The sequence below is a fragment of the Vibrio coralliilyticus ATCC BAA-450 genome (assembly GCF_000176135.1).
Taxonomy (GTDB): Bacteria; Pseudomonadota; Gammaproteobacteria; order Enterobacterales; family Vibrionaceae; genus Vibrio; species Vibrio coralliilyticus.
The window spans coordinates 12,649-28,624 of sequence record NZ_ACZN01000005.1 but is presented as its reverse complement, the minus strand read 5'-3'; the positions used below and the strand labels follow the sequence as shown (position 1 = coordinate 28,624).

Below are 15,976 nucleotides of genomic sequence, written 5' to 3'. Positions count from 1 at the left end.
AGGAATTGCTGAAGACTTCTGAAAAATCTTTGAATAAGATTTGACGAACCAGTAGCAAAAAGGGCATCATTTGATGCCCTTTTTCTGCACTAAATATAATGTTTGCTAATTTCTTATCCAAGCAGATATTAAGCAGGATTTTTTGCCCAAGATGTTGCTTCTTGGTCATTAAGAAAGAGTACGTCAATCGATAAGGTTGTCGTTTCATGGATTTGCCCTGCAACAGCGGGGTTGTTGTCGTCTATATTAAGACTTGTGACAGGTTTGGTTTTATGAAAGCAAATAATGCTGAAACTCCTGAAAGCTCAAATGGCGCAGATATCTTCAAGTGGATTGTCACTTTCGTTCTGCTAGCTGCCGCTGTTGTGGGTAATTACCTGTATGGTGAAATGTCTGTAGTGATTCGCGCTGCAGGTGTTGTTGTACTAATTGCTGCGGCACTTGGTGTTGCAGCTACAACAACAAAAGGTAAAGCTGCGATCGAGTTCGCTAAAGAATCTCGTATGGAAGTTCGCAAAGTAGTTTGGCCAACGCGTCAAGAAACTGTGCAAACGACTTTGATCGTTTTAGCTGTAAGTATTGTAATGGCTCTGGCACTTTGGGGCATCGACGGCATTATGGTTCGTCTTGTCAACTTTGTGACTGGGGTATAGAGGGTTTTAATTCATGAGTGAAGCTCCTAAAAAACGCTGGTATGTGGTTCAAGCCTTCTCTGGATTTGAAGGCCGTGTAGCTCAGTCTCTTCGCGAGCATATCAAAATGCACAGCATGGAAGAGCTATTTGGTGAAGTTCTAGTCCCTACTGAAGAAGTAGTGGAGATGCGCGCAGGCCAACGTCGTAAGTCTGAGCGTAAGTTCTTCCCTGGTTACGTCCTCGTTCAGATGATCATGAACGATGAATCATGGCACCTAGTACGCAGCGTGCCACGTGTCATGGGCTTCATTGGTGGTACCTCTGACCGTCCAGCTCCTATCACTGATAAAGAAGCTGACGCTATCCTTAACCGTCTTGAGAAAGCGAGCGAGTCTCCTCGTCCGCGTACTATGTACGAAGCCGGTGAAGTGGTACGTGTTACTGATGGTCCATTTGCTGACTTCAACGGTACCGTTGAAGAAGTGGATTACGAGAAGAGCCGCCTGAAAGTGTCTGTGTCGATCTTTGGTCGTGCAACACCAGTTGAGCTTGAGTTTGGTCAGGTTGAAAAACTTGATTAAAAAAACACCTTTTTAGGGTTGTTTAAGGCGCGAATTATGACTATAATTTCGCGCCTTTTTGCTTCTGTCGAAGCAAAAAGTTATTTACGTAAACGGGGAGCTGATCGGTCGATTAGCGTTTGTACCCAAAATTAGGAAAAATCATGGCTAAGAAAGTTGAAGCTTACATCAAGCTGCAAGTTGCTGCTGGTATGGCAAACCCAAGTCCACCAGTTGGTCCTGCTCTAGGTCAACACGGTGTTAACATCATGGAATTCTGTAAAGCGTTTAACGCAAAAACAGAATCTATCGAGAAAGGTCTACCGACTCCTGTTGTTATCACTGTATACAACGACCGTTCTTTCACGTTCATCACTAAGACTCCACCTGCTGCAGTTCTTCTTAAGAAAGCGGCTGGCGTTAAGTCTGGTTCAGGTCGTCCAAACACTGAAAAAGTGGGTACTGTAACTGACGCTCAAATCCAAGAAATCGCAGAAACTAAAGCTGCTGATATGACTGGTGCTGACATCGAAGCAATGAAGCGTTCAATCGCGGGTACTGCTCGTTCAATGGGCCTAGTGGTAGAGGGTTAAGATCATGGCAAAACTAACTAAGCGCATGCGCGTAATCCGCGAAAAAGTTGACGTAACTAAAGAATACGAAATCAACGAAGCTGTTGCTCTTCTTCAAGAACTAGCAACTGCTAAATTCGTTGAGTCTGTAGACGTTGCTGTTAACCTAGGCATCGATGCTCGTAAATCTGACCAGAACGTACGTGGTGCAACTGTACTACCTCACGGTACTGGCCGCGAAATCCGCGTTGCAGTTTTCACTCAAGGTGCAAACGCTGAAGCAGCTAAAGAAGCTGGCGCAGACATCGTTGGTATGGAAGATCTTGCTGAGCAAGTGAAGAAAGGCGAAATGAACTTTGACGTAGTTGTTGCTTCTCCAGATGCAATGCGCGTTGTAGGTCAACTAGGTACTATCCTAGGTCCTCGCGGTCTAATGCCAAACCCTAAAGTTGGTACTGTAACTCCTAACGTTGCTGAAGCAGTTAAGAACGCTAAAGCTGGTCAGGTTCGTTACCGTAACGACAAGAACGGCATCATCCACACTACTATCGGTAAAGCAAACTTCTCTGCTGAGCAGATCAAAGAGAACCTAGAAGCACTTCTAGTGGCTCTGAAGAAAGCTAAGCCATCTTCTGCTAAGGGTACATTCCTGCAGAAAGTAAGCATCTCTACTACTATGGGTGCTGGTGTTGCTGTTGATCAGGCTAGCCTGAACACTCTAGCAAACTAATATATTTGCTTAGGCGCGAAATTTGTGTATAATTTCGCGCCTAATATTTGTGGTTGGGGCTGAACTTTGGTTCTGTAAGAATTAAGACCCAGTCTCCGTCCAAGACCGTAGGTGTCTGAATTTATTTGATAAATAAAGACTTAATTACCCTACGTAGATGGTGCCCGAACTGACAGAAAGCTCTATGTAAATAGTTACCTTTCTTCTGGGAAGCACCTCAATAGCTCTCACTGTTGTGATAATAGTGAGTGGTGTAACGACAACCAGGAGTAAATCCAAGATGGCTTTAAACCTTCAAGACAAAAAAGCAATTGTTGCTGAAGTCAACGAAGCTGCCAGTGGTGCACTTTCTGCAGTTGTAGCTGACTCTCGTGGCGTTGAAGTAGGCGCGATGACTTCTCTACGTAAACAAGCTCGTGAAGCGGGCGTTTACCTGAAAGTTGTTCGTAATACTCTAGCGCGTCGTGCGGTTGAAGGTACAGACTACGAGTGTCTAACAGACACTTTCACTGGTCCTACTCTAATCGCATTCTCTAACGAGCACCCAGGTGCCGCAGCGCGTCTTTTCAAAGACTTCGCTAAAGAGAACGACAAGTTCGAGATCAAAGCTGCTGCATTTGAAGGCGCAGTTACTGATGCTGAAGTACTAGCGACACTACCAACTTACGACGAAGCAATTGCACGCCTAATGATGTGCATGAAAGAAGCTTCTGCAGGCAAGCTGGTACGTACTATCGCTGCACTACGCGATCAAAAAGAAGAAGCTGCGGCATAAGCCTTGCTTTTTACTGGTTGCTAATTAAACTTATTGTTGATTTTAAAAGAGAATTGTTATGTCTATTACTAACGAGCAAATCCTAGACGCAGTTGCAGAAATGTCTGTAATGCAAGTTGTTGAACTAATCGAAGCAATGGAAGAGAAATTCGGTGTTTCTGCTGCTGCTGCTGTTGTTGCTGGCGGCGCTGCTGGTGGCGAAGCTGCTGCTGAGCAAACTGAATTCGACGTAATCCTAGAATCTGCTGGCGGTAACAAAGTTGCTGTAATCAAAGCAGTACGTGGCGCAACTGGCCTAGGTCTTAAAGAAGCTAAAGCTCTAGTAGACGGCGCACCTGCACCTCTAAAAGAAGGCATCGAGAAAGATGAAGCTGAAGCTCTTAAAGCTCAGCTAGAAGAAGCTGGTGCAAGTGTTACTGTTAAGTAATTATTGCATAGTTTCTTAGCCTAACGGCTAATGGCTGGTGGTTTTATAACCACCGGCCTTTTTGCGCTGTAGGGGTTGGGTGATTTTTCCGCTGTTTGAGCACCCAGGTTCCTAGCAAAAAACATTTCATTACAGCTTAATGAAATGTCACTACATTCAAACAGGTGTTAGTCACTGTCTCATAACGATTGGAGACAGTTTGGGTCACTTATCAGCGAGCTGAGGAACCCCATGGTTTACTCTTATACCGAGAAAAAGCGCATCCGTAAGGACTTTGGTACTCGTCCACAAGTGTTGGACATTCCATACCTGCTATCGATCCAGCTCGATTCGTTCGAAAAATTCATCGAACAGGATCCTGAAGGTCAATACGGTCTTGAAGCTGCTTTCCGTTCTGTATTTCCAATTCAGAGCTACAACGGCAATTCCGAGCTGCAATACGTTAGCTACCGTCTTGGTGAGCCAGTATTTGATGTTAAAGAATGTCAAATTCGCGGCGTAACTTACTCAAAACCACTTCGCGTAAAACTACGCCTAGTTATCTTTGATAAAGACGCGCCAGCAGGTACTGTAAAAGACATTAAAGAACAAGAAGTCTACATGGGCGAAATTCCGCTTATGACAGACAATGGTACCTTCGTTATCAATGGTACCGAGAGGGTTATCGTATCCCAGCTGCACAGAAGCCCAGGTGTATTCTTCGACAGCGATAAAGGTAAGACCCACTCTTCAGGTAAAGTTCTATATAACGCACGTATCATTCCTTACCGTGGTTCATGGCTTGATTTCGAGTTTGATCCTAAGGACAACCTATACGTACGTATCGACCGCCGTCGTAAGCTACCAGCATCTATCATTCTTCGCGCACTAGGTAAGACGACAGAAGAGATCCTGGACATCTTCTTTGAGAAGGTGAACTTCGAGGTTAAAGATCAAACTCTACTTATGGAGTTGGTTCCTGATCGTCTACGTGGTGAAACTGCGTCATTCGATATCGAAGCAAACGGCAAGACTTACGTTGAAACAGGTCGTCGTGTAACGGCACGCCACATCCGTCAGCTTGAAAAAGATGGCGTTGAGCACATCGAAGTACCAGTAGAGTACATCGTAGGCAAAGTGTCTTCGAAAGACTACATCAACGAAGCGACTGGCGAGATCATCGTTGCGGCTAACCAAGAAATCAGTCTTGAAGCACTAGCGAACCTATCTCAGGCAGGCCATAAAGCTCTAGAAGTTCTATTTACGAACGACCTAGATCACGGTCCATTCATGTCAGACACACTACGTATCGACAGTACTGTTGATCGTATTTCTGCACTGGTAGAAATCTACCGCATGATGCGCCCTGGTGAGCCACCAACGAAAGAAGCTGCTGAAGCCCTATTCGAAAGCCTATTCTTCTCAGAAGAGCGTTACGATCTATCGACTGTTGGTCGTATGAAGTTCAACAGCTCTATCGAACGTGAAGATGCTCAAGAGCAAGGCACACTTGACGAAACTGATATCGTTGAAGTGATGAAGAAGCTTATCGCTATCCGTAACGGCATCGGTGAAGTGGACGATATCGACCACCTAGGTAACCGTCGTATCCGTTCAGTTGGTGAAATGGCTGAAAACCAATTCCGCGTTGGTCTAGTACGTGTTGAACGTGCTGTTAAAGAGCGTCTAAGCCTTGGTGACCTTGATGCAATCATGCCTCAAGATCTAATCAACGCTAAGCCTATCTCTGCTGCGGTTAAAGAATTCTTTGGCTCTTCACAGCTTTCACAGTTCATGGACCAAAACAACCCGCTATCAGAAGTGACGCACAAGCGTCGTATCTCTGCATTGGGTCCTGGTGGTCTTACTCGTGAACGTGCTGGCTTCGAAGTACGTGACGTACACGTAACTCACTACGGTCGTCTGTGTCCTATCGAAACGCCTGAAGGTCCAAACATCGGTCTGATCAACTCACTATCTGCGTTTGCGCGTTGTAACGAGTACGGTTTCCTTGAGACTCCATACCGTCGCGTAGTAGATGGCGTAGTAACAGACGAAGTTGATTACCTATCTGCTATTCAGGAAGGTCAGTACGTTATCGCTCAGGCGAACACGGTACTTTCTGAGCAAGGTACATTTGCTGAAGAGCTAATCACAGCTCGTCAGAAAGGTGAATCTGGCCTACACCCACGCGAACATGTTGACTACATGGACGTTGCAACTAACCAGGTTGTATCTATCGCTGCATCGCTTATCCCGTTCCTAGAACACGATGATGCGAACCGTGCATTGATGGGTGCGAACATGCAACGTCAGGCCGTTCCAACACTTAAGGCTGACAAGCCTCTAGTTGGTACTGGTATCGAGCGTAACATCGCAGTTGACTCTGGTGTTACAGCAGTAGCGAAACGTGGTGGTGTAATCCAGTCTGTAGATGCTTCTCGTATCGTTGTTAAAGTAAACGAAGACGAGCTGATCCCTGGTGAAGCAGGTATCGATATCTACAACCTAACTAAATACACTCGCTCTAACCAAAATACGTGTATCAACCAGCGTCCATGTGTGATGCCGGGTGAGCCAGTTGCACGTGGTGACGTTCTTGCTGATGGTCCTTCAACAGACCTTGGTGAGCTAGCACTTGGTCAGAACATGCGTATCGCATTCATGCCTTGGAACGGCTACAACTTCGAAGACTCGATCTTAGTATCTGAGCGCGTAGTTCAAGAAGACCGTTTCACTACGATCCACATTCAAGAGCTATCTTGTGTGGCGCGTGATACTAAGCTTGGTGCTGAAGAAATCACAGCTGACATTCCAAACGTAGGTGAGTCTGCTCTGTCTAAACTAGACGAGTCAGGTATCGTTTACATCGGTGCGGAAGTGAAAGGCGGTGACATCCTTGTAGGTAAAGTAACGCCTAAAGGTGAAACTCAGCTAACGCCTGAAGAGAAGCTACTACGTGCTATCTTCGGTGAGAAAGCGTCAGACGTTAAAGACACGTCTCTACGCGTACCAAACTCTGTATCAGGTACGATCATCGACGTTCAAGTATTTACTCGTGACGGTGTTGAAAAAGACAAACGTGCACTTGAAATTGAACAGATGCAGCTTAAAGAAGCGAAGAAAGACCTTACTGAAGAATTCCAGATTCTTGAGGGTGGCCTTCTAAACCGTGTTAAAGCTGTACTTCTTGACGGTGGTTACACTGAAGCGAAACTAGACGCTATTGATCGTAAGAAGTGGCTAGAGCTAACGCTTGAAGATGATGCTCAACAGACTCAGCTTGAGCAGCTAGCAGAGCAGTACGACGAGCTACGTGCTGACTTCGATAAGAAGTTTGAAACTAAGCGTCGTAAGATCACACAAGGTGATGATCTAGCACCTGGTGTACTGAAGATCGTTAAGGTTTACCTAGCGGTTAAACGTCGTATCCAGCCTGGTGATAAGATGGCCGGTCGTCACGGTAACAAGGGTGTAATCTCTAAGATCAACCCTGTTGAAGACATGCCTTACGATGAGAAAGGTCAGCCGGTTGACATCGTACTGAACCCACTGGGTGTACCTTCGCGTATGAACATCGGTCAGATCTTAGAAGTTCACTTAGGTCTGGCAGCGAAAGGCATCGGTGACAAGATCAACCAGATGGTGAAAGAGCAGCAAGAGCTGGCTAAGTTCCGTGACTTCCTACAAAAAGTTTACGACCTTGGCGATACTCGTCAGAAAGTAGACGTTGCGTCTCTATCTGATGATGAAGTTCGTACGCTGATCAAGAACCTACGTGGTGGTCTACCGATCGCGACTCCAGTATTTGACGGTGCGTCTGAGCAATCAATCAAAGAGCTATTGAAACTAGGTGACCTACCAGAATCTGGTCAGCTAACGCTGTTTGATGGTCGCACAGGTGATGCGTTTGAGCGTCCTGTAACGGTTGGTTACATGTACATGCTGAAACTGAACCACCTTGTTGATGACAAGATGCACGCTCGTTCTACTGGCTCGTACAGCCTAGTAACTCAGCAACCACTTGGTGGTAAAGCTCAGTTCGGTGGTCAGCGTTTCGGTGAGATGGAAGTATGGGCACTGGAAGCATACGGTGCGGCTTACACCCTACAAGAAATGCTAACCGTTAAGTCGGATGACGTTAACGGCCGTACTAAGATGTATAAGAACATCGTAGACGGTAACCACAGCATGGAACCTGGCATGCCAGAATCGTTCAACGTACTGTTGAAAGAGATTCGCTCGCTAGGTATCAACATCGAGCTAGAAGACGAAGAGTAATCCCCACGGGGTTATTTGGTTGAAGGTGCTCACTTTTGCGGGTGAGCTCCTTTTAACTCCTTACAGGAGCTGATTGTGAAAGACTTATTAAACTTTCTAAAAGCACAGCATAAGACCGAAGAGTTTGATGCAATCAAAATCGGTCTATCTTCACCAGACATGATCCGTTCATGGTCTTTCGGTGAAGTTAAAAAACCTGAAACGATCAACTATCGTACGTTCAAACCTGAGCGTGATGGTCTGTTCTGTGCGCGTATCTTTGGTCCAGTAAAAGACTACGAATGTCTTTGTGGCAAATATAAGCGTCTGAAACACCGTGGTGTTATCTGTGAGAAGTGTGGCGTTGAAGTTACACAAACTAAAGTTCGTCGTGACCGTATGGGCCACATCGAGCTTGCTTCACCAGTTGCTCACATCTGGTTCCTAAAATCACTGCCATCTCGTATCGGTCTACTAATGGATATCCCTCTACGTGATATCGAACGCGTTCTTTACTTCGAAATGTACGTAGTAACTGAACCGGGTATGACTGACCTAGAAAAATCTCAGATGCTGACTGAAGAAGAGTATCTGGATCGTCTAGAAGAGTGGGGTGATGAATTCACGGCTAAGATGGGTGCAGAAGCGATCAAAGACCTACTTGCGTCTATGGATCTGCCTGCTGAAATCGAAGAAATGCGTGAAGAGCTTCAGTCTACTAACTCAGAGACTAAGCGTAAGAAGATCACTAAGCGTTTGAAGCTAGTTGAAGCGTTCGTTCAATCTGGTAACAACCCAGAGTGGATGATCCTAACTGTGCTTCCGGTACTTCCGCCAGATCTACGTCCTCTAGTACCACTAGATGGCGGTCGCTTCGCGACTTCTGATCTGAACGACCTATACCGTCGCGTAATCAACCGTAACAACCGTTTGAAGCGTCTACTAGAGCTAGCTGCTCCGGACATCATCGTACGTAACGAAAAGCGTATGCTGCAAGAGTCTGTTGATGCCCTTCTAGATAACGGTCGTCGCGGTCGTGCGATCACAGGTTCGAACAAGCGTCCTCTGAAATCTCTTGCTGATATGATCAAGGGTAAACAAGGTCGTTTCCGTCAGAACCTTCTAGGTAAGCGTGTAGACTACTCTGGCCGTTCTGTAATCACAGTAGGTCCATACCTTCGTCTGCACCAGTGTGGTCTTCCTAAGAAGATGGCACTTGAGCTATTCAAACCATTTATCTACAGCAAGCTTGAGACTCGTGGCCTAGCAACGACAATCAAAGCCGCTAAGAAGATGGTAGAGCGCGAAGAAGCAGTTGTTTGGGATATCCTAGACGAAGTTATCCGCGAACACCCAGTACTATTGAACCGTGCACCTACACTTCACCGTCTAGGTATCCAGGCGTTCGAACCAGTACTGATCGAAGGTAAAGCGATTCAGCTACACCCACTTGTGTGTGCGGCGTACAACGCGGACTTCGATGGTGACCAAATGGCGGTTCACGTGCCTCTAACTCTAGAAGCACAGCTTGAAGCTCGTACTCTGATGATGTCGACAAACAACATTCTGTCGCCAGCGTCAGGTGATCCGATCATCGTACCTTCTCAGGACGTTGTATTGGGTCTTTACTACATGACTCGTGACAAGATTAACGTGAAAGGCGAAGGTATGTACCTTGCTAGCCCAGCTGAAGCTGAGAAAGCATACCGTACTAAGTCTGCAGAGCTACACGCTCGCGTTAAAGTTCGTATCACTGAGACAGTGAAAGATGAAGATGGCAATAGCACTACAGAGACTAAGCTAGTTGATACAACTATCGGTCGTGCAATGCTATGGCAAATCGTGCCATCTGGTCTTCCGTACAGCATCGTTAACCAGAAGCTAGGTAAGAAGCAAATCTCTCACCTACTTAACGAGGCGTACCGTAAGCTAGGTCTGAAAGATACGGTTATCTTCGCTGACCAAATCATGTACACAGGTTTTGCTTACGCAGCACTTTCTGGTGTATCGGTTGGTATCGACGACATGGTTGTGCCAGATGCGAAATACACTGAGATCGAAGAAGCGGAAGCAGAAGTTCGCGAAATTCAAGAACAGTACCAATCTGGTCTTGTAACTGCGGGTGAGCGCTACAACAAAGTGATCGATATTTGGGCTTCAACCAACGATCGCGTAGCGAAGTTGATGATGGAAAACCTTTCATCTGAAACGGTAGTGAACCGTGAAGGTGAAGACGAGCAACAAGAATCGTTCAACAGCATCTACATGATGGCTGACTCAGGCGCACGTGGTTCTGCAGCTCAGATTCGTCAGCTTGCAGGTATGCGTGGTCTGATGGCACGTCCAGATGGTTCAATCATCGAAACGCCGATCACTGCGAACTTTAAAGAAGGTCTAAACGTACTTCAGTACTTTATCTCAACGCACGGTGCTCGTAAGGGTCTTGCGGATACGGCACTGAAAACAGCGAACTCGGGTTACCTAACTCGTCGTCTAGTAGACGTTGCTCAAGACGTTGTTGTACACGAGCATGACTGTGGCACGCACGAAGGTATCGACATGATGCCTCACATCGAAGGTGGTGACGTTAAAGTTGCACTTTCTGAGCTTGCTCTAGGTCGTGTTGTTGCAGAAGACGTTCTGAAACCAGGTACTGACGAAGTGCTGATCCCACGTAATACTCTGATTGATGAGAAGTGGTGTCAGATCATGGAAGATAACTCAGTAGATAGCATGAAAGTGCGCTCTGTAGTTACCTGTGATGCAGACTTCGGTTGTTGTGCACAGTGTTACGGTCGTGACCTAGCACGTGGTCACCTAGTGAACCAAGGTGAAGCAGTCGGCGTTATCGCTGCTCAGTCTATCGGTGAGCCTGGTACACAGCTTACAATGCGTACGTTCCACATCGGTGGTGCGGCATCTACTGCAGCAGCAGAGAACAGCATCCAAGCGAAGACAACTGGTACGGTTAAGCTACACAACGCTAAGTTCGTAATGAACAAAGATAAGAAGCTTGTTATCACGTCTCGTGCTTCTGAGCTGACTATCATCGACGAATTCGGTCGTACAAAAGAGAAACACAAACTACCTTACGGTTCCCTACTAAGCAAAGGCGACAACGATGCGGTTGAAGCTGGCGAAACAGTAGCGAACTGGGAAGCGCACACTATGCCAATCATCACTGAAGTGGCAGGTCGCATCCAGTTTGTGGACATGATCGATGGCGTAACAGTTTCTCGTCAAACAGATGATCTAACAGGTCTATCTTCAAGTGAAGTAACTGAAGCCGCCGCTCGCCCAGCAGCAGGTAAAGATATGCGTCCAGCTATCAAACTTGTTGATGCTGCGGGTAATGACGTAATGATCCCTGGTACTGAAATGCCAGCTCACTACTTCCTACCTGGTAAAGCGATTGTAAACATCGAAGACGGCGCAGAAGTAGGTGTGGGTGATACGCTATCTCGTATCCCTCAGAAATCTGGCGGTAACAAAGATATCACCGGTGGTCTACCACGCGTAGCTGACCTATTCGAAGCTCGTAAGCCGAAAGAGCCTGCGATTCTTGCTGAGCACACAGGTACTGTGAGCTTCGGTAAAGAAACGAAAGGTAAACGTCGTCTAGTAATCACTCGTGACGGCGGTGACGCTTACGAAGAGATGATTCCTAAGCATCGTCAGCTTAACGTATTCGAAGGCGAGAAAGTTGAACGTGGTGACGTGATCGCAGATGGTCCAGAATCTCCACATGACATTCTACGTCTACGTGGCATCCACGCTGTGACTCAGTACATCGCGAACGAAGTTCAAGAAGTATACCGTCTACAAGGCGTTAAGATTAACGATAAGCACATTGAGACTATCGTTCGTCAGATGCTACGTAAGTGTACAATCACTCACGCTGGTGACTCTACAGAGTTCCTAGTTGGTGAACAGGTTGAATACGCGAACGTTAAGATTGCTAACCGTCAGCTAGAAGCTGAAGGCAAAGAGCTTGTTCGTTTCGAGCGTGAGCTACTTGGTATTACTAAGGCATCTCTAGCGACTGAATCGTTCATCTCTGCGGCATCGTTCCAGGAGACAACTCGCGTACTAACAGAAGCAGCCGTTTCTGGTAAACGTGATGAGCTACGTGGTCTGAAAGAAAACGTAATTGTTGGTCGTCTAATTCCAGCAGGTACAGGTTTCGCTTACCACCAAGATCGCCAAGCTAAGCGCACTGAAGAACAAGAAGGTCCTTCAGCTGAGCAAGCAACTGACAATCTTGCAGCATTGCTAAACGCAGGTTTCTCTGCTGACGAGTAATCGTTAGTCAAGAAATGACAAAAGGCACCTTAGGGTGCCTTTTTTGTTTTTGGAGAGAGGAGGGAACGAACTGCGTCCTATGGGAAGCTGGAACGGGCTTTGGCCTGCGAGAGTGCCCTTATCCCGCATCCACAACGAAACGTTACTAAGCAAAAAGGGCTGACTTTACGCCAACCCTCACTAATCTCTTTTTTAAGCGCCTGGCGGTATCGCTAGACTATCGGCAATAAGCTGGATCAGATTATCTTCAACTTCAAATCGCACTTCGAGTAGTTCGCCAACTTTTGACATATCTACTTCGAAATCAGGAAGCTCATCGTCTGCACTAACGCTGACGTACTTGTCATTAAACTCAAGTAAAGGCTCGGTGGTTAACACGATTTTTGCGTATGTGGTGTCAATCTCGTTATTGGTTTTAAAGCCTGTAGCCTGCCACTTTTCCATCACCATATCGTAAATTTTGAAATGGCCTTCGGAAATATAATCAACGACGTGATTGCAAAAAGAGCTGATTTGTTTCGGGGAAGGGAGTTCAACTACGTTAGCGTGCCCATTCGCTGGCTGAAGAGAGCCTAACTGGCAATATTCGACAATAAGTGACTGGCGAGTTTCTAACCAATGATCGATGACTTCACTTGAGCCACCCCACTGTTCTTGTGTTTGTTTGAATTTATTCAGCATGACCATGCCCTCATGATCGGATCACAGTTCCGGTGATCATTACGCTTTGCTTTGCAAAGCCATTCTAGAGATACAACCTCTTGTCCTTACTAGAATTTATAGCCAGAAAATTGTTCCACTACAAACTCTGGTATGAAATTAGATTGCCAGTAAAATGAATGAACTGCAAGCGAAGAGGAAGGGTAATGTTAAAGAACAGTGACACGAACCGTACGAGCAATGCTTATTGGTGTGTTGTATCAGGCAGTGAGGCTTGGCTGGTGGACCATGCATTACCTTGTGGTGCGGCGAAGGCGTTTAATTTGCCTGAAGAAAATGCGATAAAGATTGGAAATTACAAGGGCTTGCCAGTCATGTGGCTCAATGCTCAGGAGCTAGAGCAAGTATTACCACTGACGTCGTTGAGAGATTGTTTAGATCTACCCGAGCCATTGTTTCTGCTGATTAGCAAAGCCGTTCAGTATGGTCATATGACACAAACACTGCGCTTTTGTCCGATATGTGGTGGCCGAAACCATCTCAATCACAACCAAATCGCCATGCAGTGTGGTGACTGTCGAACGTTACACTATCCGCGTATTTTTCCGTGCATCATTGTTGCCGTGCGCAACGGCGACCAAATTCTTCTAGCGCAGCATCCAAGACACCGTAATGGTATGTACACCGTGATTGCAGGCTTTGTTGAGGTTGGGGAAACACTTGAACAGTGTGTGGCTCGAGAGGTGAAAGAAGAGACCGGTATCGATGTGGCAAACATTCGTTATTTTGGCAGCCAGCCTTGGGCGTTCCCGTCCAGCCTGATGATGGGATTTCTGGCGGACTATCAAGGTGGAGAGTTGAAGCCGGATTACAGCGAATTGAGTGACGCGCAGTGGTTTAGCGCGGACGACTTACCGCCGGTGGCACCAGAAGGAACCATCGCGCGATCCTTGATTCAACAAACTCTGGATGAGATGGATTAATTCACTGATTTATAGACAAAAAAAACCCTCCGATAGGGAGGGGGTAAGTAAGATGTCGTTATGAGATGCTGAGTAGCGAGTACTCAGGTTATAATTGTTGTTTTCGCTAGCAAACAAATTTTTAACACTCTTGATGATTGGGTGCAAATTAAGCACTGATTTAAAAGTTAATAACTTGATCTAGGTTGCAAAGCACACAGCTTTTGCATGGAAAACAGTGTTAGAATAGCGCCCCTAAATAGAAGCCGAATAGTTGGAAAGACGGAATGACTGAATTAAAAAATGATCGTTATCTGCGTGCGCTTTTAAAGCAGCCTGTGGATTACACGCCAGTATGGATGATGCGTCAGGCAGGACGATACCTACCTGAATATAAAGCGACCCGTGCTGAAGCGGGCGATTTCATGTCTTTGTGTAAGAATGCAGAGCTGGCGTCAGAAGTCACGCTGCAGCCACTGCGCCGTTTTCCACTTGATGCTGCCATTTTGTTCTCTGACATCCTAACTATCCCGGATGCAATGGGGTTAGAACTCCGTTTTGCTGCGGGTGAAGGCCCGGTATTTGATAAGCCGATTACCTGCAAAGCGGATGTTGAGAAAATTGGCACTCCTGATCCAGAAGGTGAGCTGAAGTACGTAATGAATGCAGTGCGTCAGATCCGTAAAGATTTAAACGGTGATGTACCTCTGATTGGTTTCTCTGGTAGCCCATGGACTCTGGCAACTTACATGGTTGAAGGTGGCAGCTCAAAAGCCTTCACTAAGATCAAGAAGATGATGTACGCAGAACCACAGACGCTGCATCTGCTACTGGATAAACTCGCAGACAGCGTTATTGAGTACCTAAACGCACAAATCAAAGCGGGTGCCCAGTCGGTAATGGTTTTTGATACTTGGGGCGGTGTCTTAACGCCACGTGATTACAACCTGTTCTCGCTACAGTACATGCATAAAATCGTCGATGGCTTGATTCGTGAGAACGATGGCCGCCGTGTTCCTGTTACTCTGTTCACTAAGAACGGTGGCATGTGGCTAGAGCAAATCGCTGCGACTGGCTGTGATGCTGTTGGTTTGGACTGGACGATCAACATCCAAGATGCGGTTAAGCGTGTGGGTGATAAAGTGGCGCTGCAAGGCAATATGGATCCATCGATGCTTTACGCTTCACCAGAACGTATCCGTGAAGAGGTTGCGACCATCCTAGAAGGCTTTGGTGACGCAGGTACAGGCCATGTATTTAACCTTGGCCATGGTATTCACCTCGATGTACCGCCTGAAAATGCTGGTGTGTTTGTTGAAGCGGTTCATGAGTTATCCAAGCCGTACCACAAATAACTAAGAAACCGATGAAAGCGCCTGGTCTAATCAGGCGCTTTTTTGTTATTGGTTAATATACTCAGTTATACTGATAATATTAATGGAAGAGGGTACGGAAAACGAATGAAGACACGCGACAAAATAGTGCTTGCCGCATTGGATCTATTTAATGAACACGGTGAGCGTAATATCACCACTAACCATATTGCAGCACATATAGACATTAGTCCGGGCAACCTTTACTACCACTTCCGCAACAAACAAGAAATCGTTCGTGAAATTTTTGCGCTTTATTCCAATGAGCTGCTGGAGCGATTTTCACCAATCCATGGTCAACAAGAAAGCCTGGTTTTGCTCAAGCATTATCTAGACTCTATCTTTAATCTGATGTGGAAGTACCGATTTTTCTACGCCAACTTGCCAGAGATTCTCCAGCGTGATGATCAATTGCATGATGATTACATTCAGGTACAGGAAAAGCTGCAAACCAACCTAATCAATATCATGCGTGCCTTTGTTGAGCTGGAACTGTTGAAAGTGGAAGAGCACGAGATGAAATCTCTCGTGACCACTTTGCACCTGATTGCATCCAGCTGGTTGGGTTACCGTGCCGCCATGTCGCCAAAAACTCAGATCACGGAGCAGGTGATTCACCAAGGAATGCTGCAAATGATCGCGGTGGTGAAGCCTAAAGCCACCATACAAGGTCTTGAACAATTACAGTTGTTGGAAGATGGCGTTAAAGCAATTCATGCTTAACCATAACCAAATGCGATTG

The 15,976-nt window shown here is 46.3% G+C and carries 12 protein-coding genes and 1 pseudogene; 11 read left to right on the top strand and 2 right to left on the bottom strand.

Annotated features, from left to right (window positions below; genetic code table 11):
- Window positions 1-208: pseudogene (locus VIC_RS26955) on the bottom strand (hypothetical protein); the annotation flags it as partial.
- A gap of 64 nt (window positions 209-272) precedes the next feature.
- On the opposite strand from VIC_RS26955, the gene secE reads away from it, so the two are divergent.
- The 8 genes from secE to rpoC all read left to right on the top strand — a co-directional run bounded on the left by secE (window position 273) and on the right by rpoC (window position 12,239).
- A complete protein-coding gene (gene secE, locus VIC_RS00390) occupies window positions 273-653 on the top strand; it encodes a preprotein translocase subunit SecE (protein WP_006957117.1) in 381 nt (126 codons plus the stop codon).
- 13 nt (window positions 654-666) lie between these two features.
- Window positions 667-1,215, top strand: a complete 549-nt coding sequence (gene nusG, locus VIC_RS00385) for a transcription termination/antitermination protein NusG (RefSeq protein WP_006957116.1) — start codon at window positions 667-669, stop codon at window positions 1,213-1,215.
- A 143-nt stretch (window positions 1,216-1,358) separates the two neighbouring features.
- The gene (gene rplK, locus VIC_RS00380; protein ID WP_006957115.1) at window positions 1,359-1,787 is read left to right on the top strand and encodes a 50S ribosomal protein L11; all 429 of its coding nucleotides are present in this window, start codon (window positions 1,359-1,361) and stop codon (window positions 1,785-1,787) included.
- 4 nt (window positions 1,788-1,791) lie between these two features.
- Window positions 1,792-2,496, top strand: a complete 705-nt coding sequence (rplA, locus tag VIC_RS00375) for a 50S ribosomal protein L1 (RefSeq protein WP_004747603.1) — start codon at window positions 1,792-1,794, stop codon at window positions 2,494-2,496.
- A 280-nt stretch (window positions 2,497-2,776) separates the two neighbouring features.
- Window positions 2,777-3,271 carry a 50S ribosomal protein L10 gene (gene rplJ, locus VIC_RS00370; protein WP_006957114.1) on the top strand — a complete coding sequence of 165 codons (495 nt, stop codon included), beginning with the start codon at window positions 2,777-2,779 and terminating at the stop codon, window positions 3,269-3,271.
- Between the two features lie 58 nt (window positions 3,272-3,329).
- On the top strand, window positions 3,330-3,698 hold the full coding sequence (rplL, locus tag VIC_RS00365) for a 50S ribosomal protein L7/L12 (protein ID WP_006957113.1): 369 nt from the start codon (window positions 3,330-3,332) through the stop codon (window positions 3,696-3,698).
- A 231-nt stretch (window positions 3,699-3,929) separates the two neighbouring features.
- Window positions 3,930-7,958 (top strand): DNA-directed RNA polymerase subunit beta, encoded by a 4,029-nt coding sequence (gene rpoB, locus VIC_RS00360; protein ID WP_006957112.1) that lies wholly within the window; start codon window positions 3,930-3,932, stop codon window positions 7,956-7,958.
- 75 nt (window positions 7,959-8,033) lie between these two features.
- Entirely contained in the window at window positions 8,034-12,239 is a 4,206-nt protein-coding gene (gene rpoC / locus VIC_RS00355) for a DNA-directed RNA polymerase subunit beta' (RefSeq protein WP_006957111.1), read from the top strand.
- Between the two features lie 192 nt (window positions 12,240-12,431).
- Here the strand turns inward: rpoC and VIC_RS00350 are convergent, their stop codons facing one another.
- Window positions 12,432-12,926, bottom strand: coding sequence for an Rsd/AlgQ family anti-sigma factor (locus tag VIC_RS00350; protein ID WP_006957110.1), 495 nt, complete (start codon window positions 12,924-12,926; stop codon window positions 12,432-12,434).
- 179 nt (window positions 12,927-13,105) lie between these two features.
- Between VIC_RS00350 and nudC the strand changes: the two genes are divergently transcribed.
- The 3 genes from nudC to VIC_RS00335 all read left to right on the top strand — a co-directional run bounded on the left by nudC (window position 13,106) and on the right by VIC_RS00335 (window position 15,957).
- Window positions 13,106-13,882: an NAD(+) diphosphatase gene (nudC, locus tag VIC_RS00345; RefSeq protein WP_006957109.1), complete on the top strand. Its 777-nt coding sequence runs from the start codon at window positions 13,106-13,108 to the stop codon at window positions 13,880-13,882.
- Window positions 13,883-14,148: 266 nt separating this feature from the next.
- Entirely contained in the window at window positions 14,149-15,216 is a 1,068-nt protein-coding gene (hemE, locus tag VIC_RS00340) for a uroporphyrinogen decarboxylase (protein WP_006957108.1), read from the top strand.
- Window positions 15,217-15,321: 105 nt separating this feature from the next.
- Entirely contained in the window at window positions 15,322-15,957 is a 636-nt protein-coding gene (locus VIC_RS00335; RefSeq protein WP_006957107.1) for a TetR/AcrR family transcriptional regulator, read from the top strand.
- The last annotated feature ends 19 nt before the right edge of the window (window positions 15,958-15,976 follow it).